Here is a 23986-nt window from a genome sequence, read left to right on the forward strand (position 1 = left end):
ATGTCCCGTCGCGATGGTGACGCCCTTCCCCTGACAGCGGCCCAGCGCGAGATCTGGCTGGCCGAGCAGCGCTCCCGGACGCCGATTGCGGGCTACCGCGTCGGCGAGTGCCTGGAGATCCACGGGCCGGTGGACCGGGAGCTGTTCGAGACCGCGCTGCGCCGGGTGGTCGACGAGGTCGACGCCCTGCACGTGACCTTCGTCGACGGCGGCGAGGGCCCGCGCCAGGTTCTGCGGGAGAGCTGGGACTGGGCTCCGGCCCACCTCGACCTCAGCGCCGAGCCCGATCCCCGGGCGGCGGCCGTGGCATGGATGGAGCGGGACCTGCTGCGCCCGCTGGACCTCGCCCGTGACCCGCTGTTCGGCCACGCCCTGATCAAGGCCTCGCCGACGGAGTACCTCTGGTACCTGAACTACCACCACGTGGTGCTGGACGCGATCAGCAGCTCCATGCTCCGGCAGCGGGTCGGCGAGGTGTACTCGGCACTTGCCGAGGGCGGTGCCGTGCCGCCCTGCCCGTTCGGCTCGCTGCGGGACCTGGTCGACAGCGACGCCGCCTACCGCGCCTCCACCGACTTCGCCGCCGACCGCGCCTACTGGACCGAGCGCTTCGCCGACCTGCCCGCCCCGACCCGGCTCACCGACACCTCCGCGACCGACCCGCACCGCGCCCTCCGGCTGGCCGAGGAGCGGGAACTGCGCCGCCCGGACGCCCTGCGGGCGGCGGCGGGACGGTCCGGCGTCCGGTGGTCCCGGCTGGTGGTCGCGGCGACGGCGCTCTACGCCCACCGGCTGACCGGCAACCAGGACGTGGTGCTCGCCCTGCCCGTCACCGCCCGTCGGGGCGCCGACCGCGACCTGACGGCGGTGCCGGGCACGACGTCCAACGTGGTGCCGCTACGGCTGACGGTCCGGCCGGACATGCCGTGGCGCGAACTCGTCGCCCAGGCGGCGCGGGAGGTCGAGACGGCCGTCGCGCACGAGCGCTACCGCAGCGAGGACCTGCTGCGGGACCTCGGCGCCCCCGGCAGCATCGGGACGGCGTTCCCGCTGATCGTCAACATCATGGCCTTCAACTCCAGGCCGAGCTTCGCCGGGCACCCGGCCTCCGTGCACCACTTCGTGTCCGGGTCGACCACCGACCTCGCCGTCTGGGTCTTCGACTACCGGGACGGCAACCCGCCGCTGCTCCGGCTGCACGGCTCGCCGGAGGCGTACGGCCCCGACGACCTCGCCGGCCACCAGCAGCGGCTGCTCGCGCTGCTGGACACCCTCGCCGACTGCGACCAGGACGAGCCGGTGGGCCGGATCGAACTGCTCACCGCCGAGGAGCGCCGCGAGCTGGCGGTGCTCGGCTCCGGACCGGTGACGCAGGCCCCGGCCACGAGCCTGCCGGAGCTGTTCCGGGAGCACGTCCGGGCGACTCCCGACCTGGTCGCGCTGGTGTGCGGCGACGTCTCGCTGACGTACGCGGAACTGGACGCGCGGGCCAACCGGCTGGCGCACGCCCTGATCGCCCGGGGAGCGGGCCCGGAGCGGCGGGTGGCGGTGGCCCTGCCGCGCTCGGCGGAGCTGGTGGTGGCGATCCTCGCGGTGCTGAAGACAGGGGCGGCGTACGTGCCGGTCGACCCCGAGTACCCGGCCGCCCGGATCGCGTACCTGCTCGACGACGCCCGGCCGGCCCTGCTGGTCACGGACTCCCGCAGCGAGGGACGGCTGCCCGAGGCCGGGCCTGTCGACCGGCTGGTGCTCGACGACCCGGAGACGGCCGCCCTGGTGACCGACTGCCCGGCGGCCGACCCGATGGTGGCCGTCGACCCGGGCCTCCCGGCGTACGTCATCTACACCTCCGGCTCCACCGGACGGCCCAAGGGCGTGCTGCCGACCCACGGCGGCCTGCTCGACCTGCTCACCGACCTCCGGCAGGTGCACTTCGCACCGCTCCTGAAGAAGCGGCAGCGGCTGCGGGTGGCGCTGACCACCTCGGTGTCCTTCGACGCCTCCTGGAACCAGCTGTCCGTCCTGTTCGGAGGCCACGAGCTGCACGTCCTGGAGCATGAGACCTTTACCGACCCCGATGCCCTGGTCGCCTATGCGGCGAGCTGCGGGCTGGACTACCTCGAAGCCACCCCGTCCTATCTCCAAGTGCTGGTATCTCACGGGCTGTTGAGTGACCCGCAGCGCCGCCCGGCACTGGTCGGGGCGGGCGGCGAGGCCGTCCCGGAGCGGCTGTGGGAGCAGCTGCGGGCGGCGGAGGGCGTGTCCTGCCTCAACCTCTACGGACCGTCCGAATGCACCGTCAACTCGGTGGTCGCGCCGCTGGAGTCGAGCCCACGCCCGGTGATCGGCCGGCCGGTCACCAACGCCCGGCTGTACGTGCTCGACGGCGCCCTGCGGCCGCTGCCGACCGGCGCGGCGGGTGAGCTGTACATCGCGGGCGCGGGGCTGGCCCGCGGCTACCTGAACCGGCCGGGGCTGACCGCCGGGCGGTTCGTCGCGGACCCGTTCGGGCCGGGCGGGTCGCGGATGTACCGCACCGGGGACCTGGTGCGCTGGGATGCGGCCGGGAACCTGGAGTTCCTCGGCCGCACCGACGACCAGGTCAAGATCCGCGGCTTCCGGGTCGAGCTCGGCGAGATCGAGGCCGTTCTCGCCGAGCACCCGCAGGTCGCCCGGGCCGCCGTGACGGTGCGCACCGAGGAGGAATCCCGGCTGGTCGCCTACGCGGTGCCCGAGCCCGGCGCCACCGTGACCGGCACCGCCCTGCGCGACCACCTGCGGGACCGGCTGCCCCGGCAACTGGTGCCGGCCGCGTACGTGCTGCTGGACGCGCTGCCGATTACCCCGAACGGCAAGCTCGACCGGCGGGCCCTCCCGGCGCCCGAGCGACAGTCCGCCGCGCCCGGCCGCGCACCGCGCAGCGCGACCGAGCACCTGCTCGTCGGGTTGTTCGCCGAGGTGCTCGGGGTGGCCGAGCCCGGCCTTGACGACAGCTTCTTCGACCTCGGCGGGCACTCCCTGCTGGCCACCCGGCTGGTCGCCCGGGCCCGTTCGATCCTCGGCGTGGAGCTGCGGCTCGGCGACCTGTTCGACGCGCCGACGCCGGCGGAACTGGCGGCGGCCGTGGATGTCGCGGGCCGGGCCCGTCCGGCGCTGGGGCGGCGCGAGCGGCCGGAGACCGTCCCGCTGTCCTTCGCGCAGCGCCGGTTGTGGTTCCTGCACCGTATGGAGGGCCCGAGCGCCACGTACAACATCCCGCTGACCCTGCGGCTGTCCGGGACCCTGGACCGGCGGGCCCTGGAAGCCGCCCTGGCGGACGTGGTCGAGCGGCACGAGAGCCTGCGCACTGTCTTCCCGACGGTCGACGACGAGCCCTGCCAGCGGGTGCTGGACCCGGAGGAGGCCCGGCCACGACTGCGGATGACCGAGCTCGGCGAACGCGAGCTGCCGGAGCGGCTGGCGCAGGCGGCCCGGTACGGCTTCGACCTCGCCGAGGAACCGCCGCTGCACGCCGAACTCTTCCAGCTGGCGGCCGAGGAGCACGTGCTGCTGCTGGTGGTGCACCACATCGCCGGCGACGGCTGGTCGACGGGGCCGCTCTCACGGGACCTCACGGCCGCCTACGCGGCCCGCGCCGAGGGCGCGAAGCCGGAGTGGTCGCCGCTGCCGGTCCAGTACGCCGACTACGCCCTCTGGCAGCGGGAGCTGCTCGGCGACGGCTCGGACCAGGACAGCCTGCTGAACAGCCAACTCGCCTACTGGCAGCAGAAGTTGGCGGACCTGCCCGAACAGGTCGAGTTGCCGTTCGACCGGCCCCGGCCGACCGCGATGTCCTACCGGGGCGCCCACCTGCCGGTGCGGATCGACGCCGAGCTGCACCAGGGCCTGCGCGCGCTCGCCCGGGACGGCGGGGCGAGCCTCTTCATGGTGCTCCAGGCCGGACTGGCCGCCCTGCTGGGCAAGTTGGGCGCGGGCACCGACGTACCCGTAGGCACGCCGATCGCCGGACGCACCGACGAGGCCGCGGACGACCTGGTCGGCCTCTTCGTCAACACCCTGGTGCTGCGCACCGACCTCTCCAGCGACCCGTCGTTCACCGAACTGCTGGGCAGGGTGCGCACCGACGCGCTGGCCGCGTACGCGCACCAGGACGTGCCGTTCGAGCACCTGGTGGAGGCGTTGAACCCGGCCCGGTCGCTGGCGCACCACCCGCTGTTCCAGACCATGCTCGCGTTGCAGAACGCGCCCCTCGCCACGTTCGACCTGCCCCGGCTGCGGGTGGCGACCGGCCTGGTCCACACCGGGACGGCCAAGTGCGACCTGACCTTCATCCTGGCCGAACAGCCAGGTGAGGACGGCCTGTCGGGTGTGGTGGAGTACAGCACCGACCTGTTCGACGAGGCCACCGTCACCGGGATCGTCGAGCGGTGGCTGCGACTGCTGCGCGCCGTCGTCGCCGACCCCGGCCGGCGGATCGGACAGGTGGACGTACTGTCCGCCGACGAGCTCCGCGCGCTGCTCCCGGCGCCGACCGGCCGGACCGAGAGGCCGTCGGAGAGCAGTCTGACCGAGCTGTTCGAGCGACAGGTGCGGGCGAACCCGGCCGCCGTCGCCCTCACGGACGGTGAAGTCACCCTGACGTACCGCGAGTTGAACGCCCGCGCGAACCGGCTCGCGCACGCCCTGATCGGCCGGGGAGTGGGCCCGGAGCAGCGCGTGGCGCTGGTCCTGCCGCGCTCGGCGGAGCAGGTCGTGGCGGTGCTCGCCGTACTGAAGGCCGGCGGCGCCTACCTCCCGGTGGACCCGCAGTACCCGGCCGCCCGGATCGCCTACCTGCTCCAGGACGCCCGCCCCACCCTCCTCGTGACCACGAGCCGGACCGGCGACCTGCCGGGCGCGGAACCGGTGGACCGGCTGCTGCTGGACGCCGCCGACCTGGACGGCCTGCCGGACACGGACCCGGAGATCCCCCTCGACCCGGGCCACGCCGCCTACGTCATCTACACCTCCGGCTCCACCGGCAACCCCAAGGGCGTGGTGGTCACACACCGGAACGTGGTGCGACTGTTCGGCACCACCGAGAAGCTGTTCGGCTTCTCCGCCGACGACGTCTGGACGCTCTTCCACTCCTACGCCTTCGACTTCTCGGTGTGGGAGCTGTGGGGCCCGCTGCTGCACGGCGGCCGTCTGGTGGTCGTGGACCACGAGACCAGCCGCTCGCCCGGCCGCTTCCTGGAGCTCCTCGCCCGCGAACGGGTGACCGTCCTCAACCAGACGCCGTCCGCGTTCTACCAGCTGATGCACGCGGACGCCGAGCACCCGCGCGAACTCGCCCTGCGGACCGTCGTGTTCGGCGGCGAGGCGCTGGAGCACGCCCGGCTGGCGAGCTGGTACGAGCGGCACCCGGACGACGCGCCCAGGCTGGTCAACATGTACGGCATCACCGAGACCACGGTGCACGTCACGTACGCGGCGCTCGACCGGGCCGGAACCGCCGCCGGTCAGATCGGCACGGCCATTGCGGACCTGCGGACGTACGTCCTGGACGCCCACCTGCGGCCGGTGGCCCCGGGCGTGCCCGGCGAGCTGTACGTCGCAGGCGCCGGCCTGGCGCGCGGCTACCTGAACCGGCCCGGTCTGACCGCCGGGCGCTTCGTGGCCGACCCGTTCGGACCGCCGGGATCGCGGATGTACCGCAGCGGCGACGTGGTGCGCCGCGCGGTGGACGGCAGCCTGCGCTACGTCGGCCGGGCCGACCAGCAGGTGAAGGTGCGCGGCTTCCGGATCGAGCTCGGCGAGATCGAGGCGGCGCTGGCCGCGCACCCAGGCGTCGCCCAGGTCGCCGTCCTGGCCCGGCATGAGCGGGCCGACGACACCCGGCTGGTCGCGTACCTGGTGCCGACCGCGGATACCGCAGCGAGTTCGGCCGAACTGCGCGCGCATCTGCGGGAGCGGCTGCCGGAGTACATGGTGCCGTCGGCGTTCGTCGTGCTGGACGCGCTGCCGCTGACCGCCAACGGCAAGCTGGACCACCGGGCCCTGCCCGCCCCCGACCTCGCCCTGGCGGCCACCGCCCGCGCGCCGCGCACCCCGCAGGAGCAGGTCCTCTGCGAGCTGTTCGCCGAGGTCCTGGGCGTGGCGTCGGCCGGCGTCGAGGACGGCTTCTTCGACCTCGGTGGGCACTCGCTGCTGGCCACCCGCCTGGCCGCCCGGATCCGCGCGACGCTCGGCGTGGAAATGCCGCTGCGCACCCTGTTCGAGGCGCCCACCCCGGCCGGCCTGGCCGCCGCCCTGGTGGCGGCCGGACCGGCGCAGAGCGCCCTGGCACGGCGCGAACGCCCCGACGCGATCCCGCTGTCGTTCGCGCAGCGGCGGCTGTGGTTCCTGCACCAGCTGGAGGGCGCCGGCGCGAACTACCACATCTCCCTGGCCTGGCGGCTGTCCGGGGATCTGGACCGGCGGGCCCTGGAGTCCGCCGTGGCGGATGTGGTCGAGCGGCACGAGAGCCTGCGCACCGTCTTCCCGGCGGTCGACGGCGTGCCGTTCCAGCAGGTGCTGGAGGTCGAGGCAACCCGCCCGCGGCTGCTCGTCAGCCGGACCACTGAGTCCGAGCTGCCGAACGCCATGGCGGAAGCGAAGGCCCGCCGGTTCGACCTGGCAGTCGATGTGCCCCTGCGTGCCGGTCTGTTCGAGCTGGCGGCGGACGAGCACGTGTTCCAGGTGGTGCTCCACCACATCGCGGGTGACGGCTGGTCGCTGGGCCCGCTCGCACAGGGCCTGACCACCGCCTACGCGGCGCGCTGCCGTGGCGAGGAGCCGCAGTGGGAGGAGCTGCCGGTCCAGTACGCCGATTACACCCTCTGGCAGCACGAGCTGCTCGGTGACGCGGCCGACGGGGACAGCCTGTTCGCCCGCCAGGCGGCCTACTGGACCCGGCAGTTGGCCGATCTGCCTGAGCAGCTCCAGCTGCCCGGCGACCGGCCCCGCCCGGCGGTCGCCTCGCACCGGGGCAGTTCCGTGCGTGCCGGGCTGGACGCCGAGCTGCACCGCGGGCTGCGCGAGCTCGCCCGCGCCCACGGCACCAGTCTGTTCATGGTGCTTCAGGCCGGTCTTGCGGTGTTGCTGAGCAAGCTCGGCGCGGGCGACGACATCCCGGTCGGCAGCCCGGTCGCGGGCCGTACCGACCAGGCGCAGGACGAGCTGGTCGGGTACTTCGTCAACACCCTGGTGTTCCGTACCGACACCTCGGGCGATCCGACGTTCGCCGAACTGCTGGGCCGGGTCCGGGAGACCGCGCTGGCCGGGTACGCGCACCAGGACCTGCCGTTCGAGTACCTGGTCGAGGCCCTCAACCCGGTCCGCTCGCTGGCGCACCACCCGCTGTTCCAGGTCATGCTGGTGCTGCAGAACGCGCCCCGGGCCGACTTCGCGCCACCCGGGCTGCGCGTCGGCGACATGCCGTCGACGTCGACCACCGCCAAGCTCGACCTGATCTTCACCATGTCCGAGCGGCACGCGCAGGACGGCTCCCCGGAGGGGATCGACGGGTCCGTCGAGTACACCGGCGACCTGTACGACCCGGCCACCGTCGAGACGATGATCGAGCGCTGGGAGCGGCTGCTCCGTGCCGTGGTCGCCGACCCGCAGCGGAGGCTCAGCCGGTTCGGCCTGCTCACCGCCGAGGAGCACGGTGAGTTGACGGCGCTGGGTACCGGCCCGGCGGCCCAGGCCTTCACCGAGAGTCTGCCGGAGCTCTTCCGGGCTCAGGTGCGTGCGACTCCGGACGCCGTCGCGCTGGTGGGGCCGGAAGCATCGCTGACCTACGCGGAGTTGGACGCGCGGGCGAACCGGTTGGCGCATGCGCTGATCGCGCGCGGCGCGAGGCCGGAGCGGCTGGTGGCCGTGGCCCTGCCGAGGTCGGCCGAGCTGATGGTGGCCATTCTCGCGGTGCTGAAGACCGGCGCCGCGTACGTTCCGGTCGATCCGGAGTACCCGGCCGCGCGGATCGCGTACATGCTCGACGATGCCCGGCCGGTCCTGGCGGTGACCGACTCCCGGACCCGGGGTCGGCTGCCGGACGGTCCGGCCGGGTGGCTGGTGGTCGACGACCCGGAGACGGCCGGGCTGGTGGCGGGTTGCCCGGCGACGGACCCCGCGGTGGCCATCGACCCGGCCCATCCGGCCTACGCCATCTACACCTCCGGTTCCACCGGCAGGCCCAAGGGCGTGGTGGCGACGCACGGCGGCCTGTCCAACCTGTTCGCCGACCAGTGTCCGCTGATCTTCCGGACGGGGGAGCGGGTGCGGGTGGGGCTGACCACGTCCGTGTCGTTCGACGCCTCCTGCGACCAGATGTTCGCCCTGTACGCCGGCCACGAGCTGCACGTCCTGGACGAGGCGACCTGGACCGACCCGGACGCCTACCTTGAGTATGCGGCGCGGGCCGGGCTGGACACGGTCGGCGGCACCCCGTCCTACCTGCAAGTCCTTGTCGATCACGGGCTGTTGGACAACCCGCGGTGGCGTCCGTCGTGGGTCGGGCTGGGCGGGGAGACCGTTCCGGAGCAACTGTGGGAACGGTTGCGGGCGGCCGACGGGGTGTTCGCCCTGAACTACTACGGGCCGGCCGAGTGCACGGTGGACTCGACCTTCGCACCGTTGGAGTCGAGCCCGCGCCAAGTGATTGGCCGGCCGCTCGGGGGTGTGCGGTTGCACGTGCTCGACGCCGCGTTGCAGCCGGTGCCCGCGGGTGTGTCAGGTGAGCTGTACATCGCCGGTGCCGGGCTGGCGCGCGGCTACCTGAACCGTCCGGGCTTGACCGCGGGACGGTTCGTTGCGGACCCGTTCGGTCCCAGCGGTTCGCGGATGTACCGCACCGGTGACCTGGTGCGGTGGGGATCGGACGGGAACCTGGAGTTCCTCGGCCGCATCGACGACCAGGTCAAGGTCCGGGGATTCCGGATCGAGCTCGGCGAGATCGAGGCGGCACTGGCGGAACACCCGCAGGTCGCGCAGGCCGCCGTGACCGCCCGGCAGGACCGGGCGGGGGACACCCGCCTGGTCTCCTACCTGGTGCCCGCCACCGGGGCAGAGCTTCGGCCGGAAGACCTGCGTGCGCACCTGCGCGAGCGGCTGCCCGACTACATGGTGCCGGCCGCGTTCGTCGCCCTTGACGTGCTGCCGCTGAACGCCAGCGGCAAGCTGGACCGGCGCGCACTGCCCGAGCCCGAGTACGCGGCGTCGCGGGCCGGCCGGGCCCCGCACACTCCGCAGGAACACGTACTGGCCGAGCTGTTCGCCGAGGTACTGGGTCTACCTCAGGTCGGTGTCGACGATGACTTCTTCGACCTCGGCGGGCACTCCCTGCTGGCCACCCGGTTGGTGGCCCGGGTCCGTGCGGCCCTGGGCGTGGAGCTGGCGCTGCGCACCCTGTTCCAGACCCCGACGGTGGCCGGGCTGGCCGCCGGTCTGGGCGGCGCGGACCGGGCCCGGCTCGCCCTGGGGCGGGCGGAGCGGCCCGTGGGGGCACCCCCGGCCGAAGGCTGGGGGATGGTGCCGCTGTCGTCCGCGCAGCGGAGGCTGTGGTTCCTGCGCCAGCTGGAGGGCGCCGACTCGGTCTACAACATGCCGCTCGCGTGGCGGCTCTCGGGGCCACTGGACCTGGCGGCCCTGGAGGCGGCGCTGGGCGACATCGTCGACCGGCACGAAACCCTGCGCACGGTCTTCCCGGCCGTGGACGGAGTGCCCCACCAGCAGGTGCTGGCCACCGCAGAGGCGTGCCCGAGGCTGTCGGTCACCACGGCCGACGAGACGGTCCTGCCGGAACTGCTGGCGGGGGCCGCGGCGCGCGGATTCGACCTCGCGACCGAACCGCCGCTGCGCGCCGAGGTGTTCGAGGTTTCGGCGGACGAGCACGTGCTGCTCCTGGTGATGCACCACATCGCCGGTGACGGCTGGTCGCTGGGCCCGCTGGCCGCCGACCTGGCCACCGCGTACGCGGCACGCCGCCAGGGCGAGGAACCGGGGTGGGCACCGCTGCCGGTGCAGTACGCCGACTACACCCTGTGGCAGCAGGAGCTGCTCGGCGACCCGGCCGACCAGGACAGCCTCTTCGCCCGCCAGCAGGCCTACTGGACCGAGCAGTTGGCAAACCTGCCGGAGCAGATCCGGCTCCCCGCCGACCGCCCTCGCCCCGCGACCCCCTCCTGCTCCGGCGGCCACCTCGCGATCGAACTGGACGCCGAACTGCACGCCGGGCTGATCCGGCTGGGCCGGGAGCACGGCGCCAGCGTGTACATGGTGCTGCAGGCCGCCCTGGCATCGCTGCTGGACAAGCTCGGCGCGGGAACGGACATCCCGGTCGGCAGCCTGATCGCGGGCCGGACCGACGAGGCCCTGGACGACCTCGTCGGATTCTTCGTCAACACCCTGGTGCTCCGCACGGACACCGGTGGCGACCCGACCTTCGCCGAGCTCCTTGGCCGGGTCCGCGAGGGCGCGCTGGCCGCGTACGCGCACCAGGACCTGCCGTTCGAGCACGTCGTCGAGGCCCTCAACCCGTCCCGGTCGCTCGCCCGTCAGCCGCTGTTCCAGGTGCTGCTCGCGCTGCAGAACGTGCCCCGCACCGAGTTCGCGCTGGACGGTCTGGCCGCTGAGATCGTCCTGGTGCGGACGCCGACGGCGATGTTCGACCTCGGTTTCCACCTGCTGGAGCGCGGCGGCACCGGCGGGCCGGCCGAGGGCATCGTCGGGCGGGTCGAGTACAGCACCGACCTCTTCGACCCCGCCATGGTGGAGGCACTGGTCGCCCGGTGGCTGCGTCTGCTGGCGTCGGTGGTCGCCGAACCGGACCGGCCGCTGAGCCGGATCGACGTCCTCACCGCCGAGGAACGGCACGAACTGCTGGTCGTACGCAACGACACCGCCTGCCCGGCTCCCGATGCCGGCCTGCCCGCTCTGTTCGAGGCGCAGGTCCGGGCGACCCCGGAGGCTCCGGCGGTGGCGTTCGAGGACACCGTGCTGACCTACCGGGAGCTGAACCGAAGGGCCAACCGCCTGGCGCACGCGCTGATCGCGCGCGGGGTGGGGCCGGAGCAGGTCGTCGCCCTGCGGCTGCCGAGGTCGACCGAGCTGGTGGTCGCCGTCCTCGCGGTCCTCAAGACGGGTGCGGCGTACCTGCCGGTCGATCCGGACTATCCGGCCGCCCGCATCGCGTACATGCTGGACGACGCCCGGCCTGCCGTGGTGCTCGATGACCTCGCGGCCGTCACACCGGACGGAGACCTGCCGGAGCACGATCCGGCAGTCGTCGTGGACCCGCGGCACCCGGCCTATGTCATCTACACCTCGGGCTCCACCGGCAGGCCCAAGGCCGTGGTGATGCCCGCCGCCGGGCTGCTGAACCTGCTGGCGTGGCACCACAGGTCCGTCGGTGGCGAACTCGGCACGCGTACCGCGCAGTTCACCGCGATCAGTTTCGACGTCTCGGTGCAGGAGACGCTCTCCGCGCTGCTGTACGGCAAGACCCTCGTGGTGCCGACCGAGGAGCAGCGCCGCAGCGCCGAGCTGTTCGCCCGCTGGCTGGACCGGCACGGGGTCGAGGAGCTGTTCGCGCCCAACCTGGTGGTCGAGGCGCTGGCCGAGGCCGCCGAGGAGGCCCGGCTGGAACTGCCCGGCCTGCGGCTGGTCGCCCAGGCCGGTGAGGCGATGCGCCTCGGCGGTGCCGTGCGCCGTTTCCAGACCCGCCGGCCGGGCCGGGAACTGCACAACCACTACGGGCCCGCCGAGACCCATGTGATCACCGCCTACCCGCTGCCGGCCGACCCCGCCGACTGTCCGCTGCCGGTGCCGATCGGCCGGCCGATCGCCAACTGTCAGACATACGTGCTGGATTCGGCGCTGCGACCGGTCGCCCCCGGCGTGCTGGGTGAGCTGTACCTCGCCGGGGCGGGACTCGCCCGCGGCTACCTGAACCGGCCCGGGCTCACCGCCACGCGGTTCGTCGCCAACCCGTACGGTCCGGCCGGCGCGCTGATGTACCGCACCGGTGACCTGGTCCGCTGGCGCCCCGACGGCGAGCTGGAGTTCGCGGGCCGGGTGGACCACCAGGTGAAGATCCGCGGGTTCCGGGTCGAGCCGGGCGAGATCGAGGCCGAGCTGGCCGCGCACCCGGGTGTCGCCCAGGTCGCGGTGCTCGCCCGGGAGGACCGGATCGTCGCGTACGTCGTCCCGCCGGCCGGGGCCGGGGCGACCGCGGCGGCGCTGGCGGCGTACCTGCGCGACCGGGTGCCGGACCACCTGGTGCCGTCCGCGTTCGTACTGCTCGACGCGCTGCCGCTGACGCCGAATGGGAAGCTGGACCGGGCGGCGCTGCCCGCGCCCGAGCCGGGCACGACCGTCGGCGGCCGGGCGCCGCGCACGCCGCAGGAGCAGATCCTGTGCGAGCTGTTCGCCGAGGTGCTGGGCGTGCCGCGGGTCGGGGTCGACGACGGCTTCTTCGACCTGGGCGGGCATTCCCTGCTCGCCACCCGGCTGGTCTCGCGGGTCCGGGCGACCCTCGGGGTCGAGCTGGAACTGCGCAGCCTGTTCCAGGCGCCGACACCCGCCGGGCTCGCGGCCGGGCTGCACGACGCCGGCACCGCGCGGCAGGCCCTGGTACCCCGGCCCCGCCGCGATCCGATGCCGCTGTCGTTCGCCCAGCGCCGGCTCTGGTTCCTCCAGCAGTTCGGGGCGCCGAGCGCGACCTACCACATGCCGCTCGCCCTGCGGCTGTCCGGCGACCTCGACCGGGCCGCGCTGAGCGCCGCGCTCGCGGACGTGGTGGCCCGGCACGAGACCCTGCGCACGGTCTTCCCGCACACCGCCGGAGTCCCGTACCAGCGGGTGCTGGACGCCGGCGAGGCCGCCGTCCCGCTGACCGTACGCGCGGCCGGCGAGGCGGAGGTGCCCGCCCTGCTGCGCGAGGCGGCGGTACGGGCGTTCGACCTGACCTCGGAAGTACCGCTGCGGGCGGAGCTGTTCGCGCTCGCGCCGGACGAGCACGTGCTGCTGCTGGTGATGCACCACATCGTCGGGGACGGCTGGTCCATGGGCCCGCTGGCCCGTGACCTGGCCACCGCCTACACCACCCGGCAGGGCGGTGGGGCTCCGGCATGGCCGCCGCTGCCGGTCACCTACGGCGACTACACCCTGTGGCAGCACGAGATCCTCGGCGACGAGCACGACACGGACAGCGTGTTCGCCCGCCAGGTCACCTACTGGACCGAGGCGCTGGCCGGGCTGCCCGAGCAGCTGCAGCTGCCTGCCGACCGACCGCGCCCGGCCACCATGTCGTACGGCGGCGACCTGCTGGAACTCCGGATCGACGCCGAACTGCACGCGGCACTGGTGGAGTTGGCCCGAAGGTCGGGTGCCACCCTGTTCATGGTGCTGCAGGCCGCGCTCGCCGCGCTGTACACGCGGCTGGGCGCGGGCACGGACATCCCGATCGGGTCTCCGATCGCGGGGCGTACCGACGAGGCGCTGGACGAGCTGGTCGGGTTCTTCATCAACACGCTGGTGCTGCGCACCGACACCAGCGGTGATCCGAGTTTCGCCGAACTGCTGGGTCGGGTGCGGGAGACGGCGCTGTCGGCGTACGCGCACCAGGACGTGCCCTTCGAGCACCTGGTGGAGGCGCTGAACCCGTCCCGCTCGCTGTCGCACCACCCGCTGTTCCAGACCGGGCTGGTCGTACAGAACGCGCCGGGCGGCGACTTCGAGCTGCCGGGTCTCCAGGTCTCCGGGGTGACCGTGCTCACCGGGACCGCGCGGCTCGACCTGACCTTCGGGTTCGCGGAGGAGCACGGGACCGACGGCGCGCCGGCCGGGATCGGCGGTGCGGTCGAGTACAGCACCGACCTGTTCGACCGCTCGACGGTCGAGGCACTGGTCGCCCGGTGGACCAGGCTGCTGGCCGCGGTCGCCGCCGCGCCCGACCAGCCGATCGGCGGGATCGACCTGCTGTCCGCCGAGGAGCGTCGCGAGTTGCTGCCCGCGGTCGAGGGCGGGGCGGCCGGGGTGAGCCTGCCGGAGCTGTTCGCGGCGCAGGTGGCGGCGACGCCGGACGCGGTCGCGCTCGTCTGCGGTGATGTCGAGGTGACGTACCGTCAACTCGACGCTCGCGCGAACCGGTTCGCGCACACGCTGATCGCCCGGGGCGTCGGTCCGGAGCAGACCGTGGCCGTGGCCCTGCCGCGCTCGGTGGAGTCAGTGGTGGCGGTCCTGGGTGTGCTGAAGACCGGGGCCGCGTACCTGCCGGTGGATCCGGCGTACCCGGCGGCACGGATCGCGTTCATGCTGGACGACGCGCGGCCCACGGTGGTGATCGACGACCCGGCGACAGTGACCGAAGGAAACTGGCCGGACACCGACCCGCAGACCGCGCTCGACCCCCGGCACCCGGCCTACGTGATCTACACCTCGGGTTCGACCGGCCGGCCCAAGGGCGTCATGGTGAGCCACACCGGCGTGTCGGGCCTGGTGGCGGCGCAGGTCGACCGGCTCGGCGTGGCGCCGGGCAGTCGCGTTCTCCAGTTCGCCTCGCCCAGCTTCGACGCGTCCTTCTGGGACCTGTGCGCTGCCGTGCTCACCGGCGCCGCCCTCGTCCTGGCCCCGTCCGAGGCCCCGCTGGAGGCCCTGACGGACCGTCGGCTCGACGTCACCCATGTGACGCTTCCGCCCTCGGCGCTGGCCGCTCTGGAGAGCGCCGACCTCACGGCCACCACCCTGGTGGTGGCGGGTGAGGCCTGCACGCCGGAGCTGGTGGCCCGGTGGGCGCCGGGCCGGCGGATGATCAACGCGTACGGTCCGACGGAGACGACGGTGTGCGCGACCATGAGCGACCCGCTGTCCCCGGGGCCCGGTGTGCCGCCGATCGGCCGATCGGTCGCGGGCTTCCGGGTGTACGTCCTCGACGAGCGGCTGCGCATCGTGCCGCCGGGGGTGGCGGGGGAGTTGTACGTCGCCGGCCCCGGTCTGGCGCGCGGATACCTGAACCGGCCCGGGCTGACGGCGGGGCGGTTCGTCGCCTGCCCGTTCGGCCCGGCTGGCGCGCGGATGTACCGCACGGGCGACCTGGTGCGCCGGCGCACCAACGGCGGGCTGGAGTACGTCGGCCGCGCCGACCAGCAGGTGAAGGTCCGCGGGTTCCGCATCGAGCCCGGCGAGATCGAGGCGGCGCTGGCCGAGCACCCCGTGGTCGCCCAGGCCGCCGTCCTCGCCCAGGATGACCGGCTCATCGGCTACGTGGCGGCGCGGCCCGACACGGACGTACGCCCGGCGGAGCTGACGGCGTATCTGCGTGACCGTCTGCCCGACTATCTGGTGCCGTCGGCGTTCGTGGTGCTCGATGTGCTGCCGTTGACACCGAACGGGAAGCTGGACCGGGCGGCGTTGCCCGCGTCGGAGCCGGGCACGACCGTCGGCGGCCGGGCGCCGCGCACGCCGCAGGAGCAGATCCTGTGCGAGCTGTTCGCCGAGGTGCTGGGCGTGCCGCGGGTCGGGCTCGACGACGACTTCTTCGACCTGGGCGGGCACTCCCTGCTCGCCACCCGGCTGGCCGCGCGGGTGCGCTCGGTGCTCGGTGTGGAGCTGGGGTTGCGCGCGCTGTTCCTGGCGCCCACCGTGGTGGGCCTGGCCGAGGCGCTGGCCGGGGCTGGTCACGGCCGCCCGGCGCTGACCACGCACGAGCGGCCGGAGGCGGTGCCGCTGTCCTTCGCCCAGCGTCGGCTCTGGTTCCTGCACCGCATGGACGGCACCGCCGCGACGTACCACATCCCGCTGGCGCTCCGGCTGACCGGGACGCTCGACCGGGCGGCGCTGGACGAGGCGCTGGCCGACGTGGTGGCCCGGCACGAGAGCCTGCGGACGGTCTTCCCGGAGGTTGACGGCGTACCCTGCCAGCTCGTCCTGGACCCGGCCGAGGCCCGGCCCCGGGCGCGGCTGACCGAGATGTCGGAGGCCGAACTGTTCGAGCAGCTCGCCGAGTTCGCACGACAGCCCTTCGACCTGGAGGCCGAAGCGCCACTGCGGGCGGAGCTGTTCGTAATCGCGCCGGACGAGCACGTGCTGCTGCTGGTGATGCACCACATCGCCGGGGACGGCTGGTCCACCGGCCCGCTGGCCCGCGACCTGGCCGAGGCGTACGCCGCCCGGTGCGAGGGGCGCGCGCCGCAGTGGCCGGTCCTGCCGGTGCAGTACGCGGACTACACGCTGTGGCAGCGCGACCTGCTCGGCGACGCCGCCGACCCTCAGAGCCGGTTCGCCGAGCAGCTCGACTACTGGAAGCGTCAGCTGTCCGACCTGCCGGAGCTGCTCCAGCTGCCCGTCGACCGGCCGAGGCCGGCCGTCGCCGGCTGGCGCGGGGACCACGTCAGCCTGGAGCTGAGCCCCGAACTGCACACCTCCCTGCTGGAGTTGGCCCGAAGGTCGGGTGCGAGCCTGTTCATGGTGCTGCAGGCGGCGTTGGCGGCGCTGTACACGCGGCTGGGTGCGGGCACGGACATCCCGATCGGGTCTCCGATCGCGGGGCGTACCGACGAGGCGCTGGACGAGCTGGTCGGGTTCTTCGTGAACACGCTGGTGCTGCGGACCGACACGAGCGGTGATCCGAGTTTCGCCGAGCTGCTGGGTCGGGTGCGGGAGACGGCGCTGTCGGCGTACGCGCACCAGGACGTGCCGTTCGAGCACCTGGTGGAGGCGCTGAACCCGTCCCGCTCGCTGTCCCACCACCCGCTGTTCCAGACCATCCTGGCGGTGCAGAACGCTCCGATGGGCCGGTTCTCCCTGCCCGGTCTGGACGTCGCCACCTACGCGGTGGCCACCAAAACCGCCAAGTTCGACCTCGGTGTGAGTCTCGTCGAACAGTTCGGTCCGGACGGCAGCCCGGCGGGGATCGTCGGCGCGGTGGAGTACGCCACCGACCTGTTCGACCGCTCGACGGTCGCGGCGCTCGCCGGGCGCTGGACGCGCCTGCTGGAGGCGGTCACCGCCGACCCGGACCGGTCGATCGGACGGATCGAGCTCCTCGACGCCGACGAGCGGCACCGTTTGCTGGAGCGGGGCAACGCGACCGCCCGCGAGGTGGCGGCCGTCCCGGTGCCGCAGGCGTTCGCGGCACAGGTCGTGGCAACCCCGGACGCCCTCGCGCTGGTGTGCGGCGACGCCGAGTTGACGTACCGGCAGCTGAACGCCCGGGCGAACCGGTTCGCGCACGCGCTGATCGCCCGGGGCGTCGGTCCGGAGCAGACCGTGGCCGTGGCCCTGCCGCGCTCGGTGGAGTCCGTGGTGGCCGTCCTGGGCGTACTGAAGGCCGGGGCCGCGTACCTGCCCGTGGATCCGGCGTACCCGTCGGCGCGGATCGCGTACATGCTGGACGACGCCCGGCCGGCCCTGATGGTCGACGACCCGGCGCTGGTGACCGAGGTGTCCGCCTGGCCGGACACCGATCCCGTGGTCGCGCTCGACGTCCGGCACCCGGCCTACGTGATCTACACCTCGGGCTCGACCGGCCGCCCCAAGGGCGTCGTGGTCGGCCACGGCGGCGTCGCGAGCCTGGTCGCCGCACAGATCGAGCGGTTCGCGATCGAACCCGACAGCCGGGTGCTCCAGTTCGCCTCGCCCAGCTTCGACGCCTCGGTGTCGGAGATCTACACCGCCCTGCTGCGCGGCGCGGCCCTGGTGCTGCCCCCGACGGCGGACCCGGTGGCCGCGCTGGCCGACCGGGACCTCGCCGTCACCCACGTGACCGTGCCCCCGTCCGTCCTCGCCGCCCTGCCGGAGGGCTCGGTGCGGGTGTCGACACTGGTGGTGGCGGGTGAGGCGTGCCCGCCGGAACTGGTGGACCGCTGGGCGTCAGGGCGCCGGATGATCAACGCGTACGGTCCGACCGAGACCACCGTGTGCGCGACCATGAGCGCCCCGCTGTCCCCGGGGACGGGCGTCCCGCCGATCGGCCGTCCGATCGCCAACACCCGGGTGTACGTGCTGGACGAGCGGCTGCGGCCGGTGCCGCCGGGCGTGGCGGGGGAGCTGTACGTCGCGGGCGCGGGACTGGCGCGCGGCTACCTGAACCGGCCGGGCCTGACGGCCGGACGGTTCGTCGCCTGCCCGTTCGGAGCCGGTGAGCGCATGTACCGCACCGGAGACCTGGTGCGCTGGCGCAACGACGGCGAGCTGGAGTACGTCGGCCGTGCCGACGACCAGGTGAAGGTACGCGGCTTCCGGGTCGAGCCCGGCGAGGTCGAGGCGGCGCTGGCCGAGCACCCTGCGGTCGCCCGGGCCGCCGTCCTCGCCCAGGACGACCGGCTCGTCGGCTACGTCGTCCCGCACCAGGACGAGGCCCGGGACAGTGGCCTGGAAGCGGACCACGTGGGCGAGTGGCAGGACATCTACGACGCCCTGCCCATCACCCCTGAGGAAGCCGGCTTCGGCCAGAACTTCGTCGGCTGGAACAGCAGTTACGACGCGAGCCCGATCCCGGTCGAGCAGATGCGGGAGTGGCGGGACGCCACCGTGGCCCGCATCCTGGCCCTGTGCCCCCGCCGAGTGCTGGAGGTCGGCGTCGGCACCGGACTGCTGCTCTCGCAGATCGCACCGCACTGTGAGACCTATTGGGCGACGGACTTCTCCGCCACGGCGGTCGACGCGCTGACCGCGCAGGTCGCCCGGCAGGACGGCCTGGCCGAGCGTGTGGTGCTGCAGACCCGCCCGGCGCACGACACCGAGGGCCTGCCGGCCGGGTGGTTCGACACCATCGTGATCAACTCGGTGGTGCAGTACTTCCCGTCCGCCGACTACCTCGCTGACGTGACCGGGAAGCTGATGCGGCTGCTCGCCCCCGGCGGCACGCTCTTCGTCGGCGACGTCCGCAACCTGCGGCTGCTGCGCCCGCTGGCCACCGCGGTCCAACTGCACCGCACCGGTGCCGACGGCGACCTCGCGGCGGTGCGCCGCGCGGTGGAGCAGGCCGTGAGGGTGGAGAAGGAACTCCTGGTCGACCCGGACTTCTTCACCGTCCTGCGGGAGCACGGCACGGACATCGGCGCGGTGGCCGTGGAGGTCAAGCGCGGCCGTCACCACAACGAACTGACCCGCTACCGCTACGACGTGACGCTGCACAAGGCCCCGGTCGTTCCGGCGGCCCCGGGCCGGACAGTCGAGCTGGAGTGGGGACACCAGCTCGCGGGACTGGCCGAGCTGCGCGAACTCCTCGCCCAGCCCCCCGCTGACGTGCTGCGGATCACCGGAGTGCCGAACCGCCGGGTGCTGCGCGAGTCCGCCCTTTCGCGGGCGGTGCAGAACGGCGACGGCTCGCTCGCCGAGCTGCTGGAGCGGCTGCACGGCCCGGAAGAGAGCGAACTCCCGGACCCGGAGGACTTCCGGGCCATCGGGCTGGAGTTCGACCGCTGGGTGGGCGTCACCTGGTCGGCCACCGTGGCCGACGCCTTGGACGTCGTCTTCGCCGACCCGCGGGCGCATGACGGCTCCCCGGTCGAGCCGTACCGGTCGGCCCGGACCGCCGGCAGGCCGCTGTCGTCGCTGACCAACCGCCCGACCGGCAGCCGGGGCACCGGCGCCCTCATCGGCGAACTCCGCGAATGGCTGCGCGGGCGACTGCCTGACTACCTGATCCCGTCGGCGTTCGTGGCGCTGGAGACGTTGCCGCTGACGGCCAGCGGCAAGCTCGACCGCCGCGCGCTGCCCGCGCCCGACCTCGGCCCGGCCGGAGCCGGGCGGGCGCCGCGCACCCCGCAGGAACAGCTCCTCGCCGAGCTGTTCGCCGAGGTGCTCGGCCTGGCCCAGGTCGGCGTCGAGGACAGCTTCTTCGACCTGGGCGGACACTCACTGCTGGCGACCCGCCTGGCCTCCCGCGTCCGGGCGACCCTCGGCGCGGAGCTCGAAGTCCGGACGCTGTTCGAGACGCCGACCGTGGCCGGACTGGCGGCCCGCCTCGACGGTTCCGGCACGGCGCGGCCCACGCTGACCGCCCAGCCGCGACCCGAACACGTGGAGCTGTCCTTCGCCCAACGCCGCCTGTGGTTCCTGCACCGGATGGACGGGCCGAGCGCCACCTACAACATGCCGCTCGCGCTGAGCCTGACCGGCGAACTCGACCGCCCGGCCCTGCACGCCGCGCTCGCGGACGTGATCGCCCGGCACGAGAGCCTGCGGACGGTCTTCCGCGAGACGGACGGTGTGCCGTACCAGGTCGTGCTGAGCGCTTCACAGGCGCACCCGGAGCTGCCGGTGGTCGAGCTCGACGAGAGCCGGCTGGCCGAGCGGCTGGCGCAGACGGCCCGGCGAGGCTTCGACCTGGCGGCGGAGCCGCCGGTCCGGGCGGAGCTGTACGCGCTCGCGCCCGACCGGCATGTGCTGCTGGTCGTGGTGCACCACATCGCGGCCGACGGTTGGTCGATGGGGCCGCTCTCCGGCGACCTCGCGGCCGCCTACACGGCGCGCTGCCGTGGCGAGGAGCCGCAGTGGGCCCCGCTGCCGGTGCAGTACGCCGACTACACCTGCTGGCAACGCGAACTGCTCGGCATCGCCGCCGACCCGGACAGCCTGTTCGCCCGGCAACTGGCCTACTGGAAGGACGAACTGGCGGGCATTCCGCAGCAGGTGCAGCTGCCCGCAGACCGGCCCCGGCCGCCGGTGGCCTCCCAGCAGGGCAGCAGGGTCGCGGTCCGGCTGGACCCCGAACTGCACCAGGCACTGCGAGACCTGGCTGCCGAGCGCGGCGCCAGCATGTTCATGGTGCTCCAGGCCGGCCTCGCCGCGCTGCTCACCCGGCTCGGTGCCGGTACGGACATCCCCGTGGGCAGCCCGATCGCCGGCCGTACCGACCAGGCGCTGGACGACCTCGTCGGCTTCTTCGTCAACACCCTGGTGCTGCGCACCGACACGAGCGGCGATCCCGGCTTCGCCGAACTGCTCGGCCGGGTGCGGCAGAAGGCGCTCGCCGCGTACGACCACCAGGACGTGCCGTTCGAGTACCTGGTCGAGGTGGTCAACCCGGCCCGTTCGCTGTCGCACCACCCGCTGTTCCAGATCATGCTGGCCCTGCAGAACGCGCCAGTGGGCGAGTTCGCGCTGCCGGGCCTGGAGACCGGCCACCTGGAGGCGTCGACCGGGACCTCGCGGGTCGACCTGACGTTCAGTCTGGCCGAGCAGTTCCGCCCGGACGGTCCCCCTGGGCCTGGCGGCCCGGGAGGTGCCCCCAGCCCCGACGGCCTGATCGGCGCGGTGGAGTACGCCACCGACCTGTTCGACCCGGCCACCGTGGAGCTGCTGTTCGAGCGCTGGGCGCGGCTGCTGCGCGCGGCGGTCGCCGACCCAGGCCGGCCGATCAGCCGGATCGACATCATGTCGGGCGAGGAACGCCGCCGGCTGCTGTCCCGGTCCACCGGCGCCGCGGTCGAGCTGCCCGAGGCCGCGTTGCCGGAGCTGTTCGCCCGCCAGGTGCGCGCCACCCCGGACGCGGTGGCCGTCGTGGCGGGCGCCTCCGAGCTGACCTACCGGGAACTCGACCAGCGGTCCAACCGCCTCGCGCGGGCACTGATCCGCCAGGGCGTACGACCGGAGACACCGGTCGCGGTGCTGCTGGACCGCTCGGCGGACCTCGTCGTGGCGCTCCTGGCGATCATCAAGGCGGGCGGCGCCTACACGCCCCTCGACTCGCGCTTCCCGCAGTCCCGGATCGACCTGATCCTCCAGGAGGCCGGGGCCGCCCTGGTGCTCACCGAGGACGTGCTGACCGCCTCGATCGAGGGCGAACCCGACGCGTCCGACATCGAAGTACGCTGCGACCAGCGGCAGTTGGCGTACGTGATGTACACCTCCGGCTCGACCGGCCGGCCCAAGGGCGTGGCCGTCACCCACCGAGACGTGGTGGGCCTCGCGCTCACCCCTGAATACCACGGCGGCGGACACGAGCGGGTGCTGATGCACTCCCCGACCGCCTTCGACCTCTCGACCTACGAGCTGTGGGTGCCGCTGCTCAACGGCGGCCGGGTCGTGGTCGCACCGCCCGAGCGGCTCGACCTCGACCTGCTGCAGCACACGATCAGCACGCACGGGGTGACCGGACTGTGGCTGACGGCCGGGCTGTTCCGCCTGGTCGCCGAGGAGCGGCCGGCCCTGCTCGCGGGGGTCCGCGAGGTGTGGACCGGCGGTGACGTGGTCTCCCCAGCCGCCGTCGCCCGGGTGCTGGAGGTCTGCCCCGGCATCGAGGTGGTCAACGGCTACGGGCCCACCGAGGCCACGACCCTGGCTACCTGCCACCCGGTGCACAGCCTCCCCGAGCACGCCGCGACCGTGCCGATCGGCGGGCCGATGGCGAACATGCGCGCCTACGTCCTCGACGACCGCCTGCGGCCGGTGCCCACGGGCCTGGTCGGCGAGCTGTACCTCGCGGGGACGGGCGTGGCCCGCGGCTACCTCGGCCGACCCGGCCTGACCGCGGAGCGCTTCACCGCCGACCCGTACGGGCCGCCCGGGAGCCGGATGTACCGCACCGGCGACCTGGCGTGGTGGCCGGCCGAGGGCACACTGGAGTTCGCCGGACGGACCGACCACCAGGTCAAGCTCCGCGGTCTGCGGATCGAGCCCGGCGAGATCGAGGCGATCCTCGCGAGCTGCCCGGGCGTCGCCCAGGCGGCCGTCGTCGCCCGCGAGGACCGGCCCGGCGACAAGCGGCTCGTCGCCTACCTGGTGCCCGCCCCCGAGGGCGCCCCCGAGACGGGCGAGCTCTCCGGGCGACTGCGCCGTGAACTGCCCGACTACATGGTGCCGTCGGCGTTCGTCACCCTGGACACGCTGCCGTTGACCGCCAACGGCAAGCTGGACCGGGCCGCCCTGCCCGCCCCCGAGTACGGGGCGCAGGGCACCGGACGCGGCCCCCGGACGCCGCGAGAGCAGCTGCTGTGCGGCCTCTTCGCCGAGGTCCTCGGCCGGGAACAGGTGCACATCGACGACAACTTCTTCGATCTGGGCGGGCACTCGCTGCTGGCCGCCCGCCTGGCCTCCCGCGTCCGCGAGACCCTCGGCCTGGAGCTTGGCCTGCGCATGCTGTTCGAGGCGCCGACCGTGGCCGGACTCACCGAGCGCCTGGTCATGGACGACCCCGCCGACGCGCTGGACGTGGTGCTGCCGCTGCGTTCGACCGGGACCCGCACGCCGCTGTTCTGCATCCACCCCGGCGGCGGCATCAGCTGGTCGTACAGCGGGCTCCTGAACCACATCGATCCCCAGCACCCGGTCTACGCGATCCAGGCGCGCGGCCTGGGCCGGCCCGAACCCCTGCCGACGTCCTTCGAGGAGATGGCGGCCGACTACGCCGACCAGATCCGCAAGATCCAGCCCGAGGGCCCGTACCTGCTGCTCGGCTGGTCGGCCGGCGGGCTGATCGCCCACGCGATCGCCTGCGAGCTGCAGGCGCGCGGCGAGCGGACCGCGCTGCTGGCCATCCTCGACGCCTATCCGGTGAAGGACGTGCAGTTCGAGGAGATGCCCGTGCCCACCGAGCGGGACGTGCTTGTCGGTGTGCTCGACGTCGACCCGGACGAGCTGGGCGACCGGGAGCTGACCTACGCCGAGGTCGCCGAGGTCCTGAACCGGCGGGGCAGCGCGCTGCAGGGCCTGACGGAGCAGCAGATCGAGGTCATCGTCCACATCATGATCAACAACGCGAGGCTGGCGGTCGACTTCGTCCCCGCCGGGTTCGACGGCGACCTGCTGCTGTTCAACTCCACGATCGACCGTGACGGGGACGACGCCGGGCCCGCGACCTGGCGCCCGTACATCGCGGGCCGGATCGAATCGCACGAGATCACCACCCGGCACAACCGGATGACCGAAGCCGGCTCACTGGCCCAGATCGGACCGATCCTGGCCGCCCGCCTCGCCGAGGTCGCCGGTGACACCCCAACCCACCACCATGAGGACTGAT

Annotated in this window: 1 protein-coding gene; it reads left to right on the forward strand. The window is 73.6% G+C overall.

The genetic code is table 11. The features are described from left to right. Window positions 1-23985: a non-ribosomal peptide synthetase gene (locus AQJ27_RS40915; protein ID WP_067380720.1), complete on the forward strand. Its 23985-nt coding sequence runs from the start codon at window positions 1-3 to the stop codon at window positions 23983-23985. Window position 23986 lies beyond the last annotated feature (1 nt).

Origin of the sequence: Streptomyces olivochromogenes, assembly GCF_001514115.1 — a bacterium.
Taxonomy (GTDB): domain Bacteria; phylum Actinomycetota; class Actinomycetes; order Streptomycetales; family Streptomycetaceae; genus Streptomyces; species Streptomyces olivochromogenes.

Excerpts from the sequence above, each read along its gene's own strand:
- AQJ27_RS40915 (WP_067380720.1), top strand. The coding sequence starts at position 1 with ATGTCCCGTCGCGATGGTGACGCCCTTCCCCTGACAGCGGCCCAGCGC.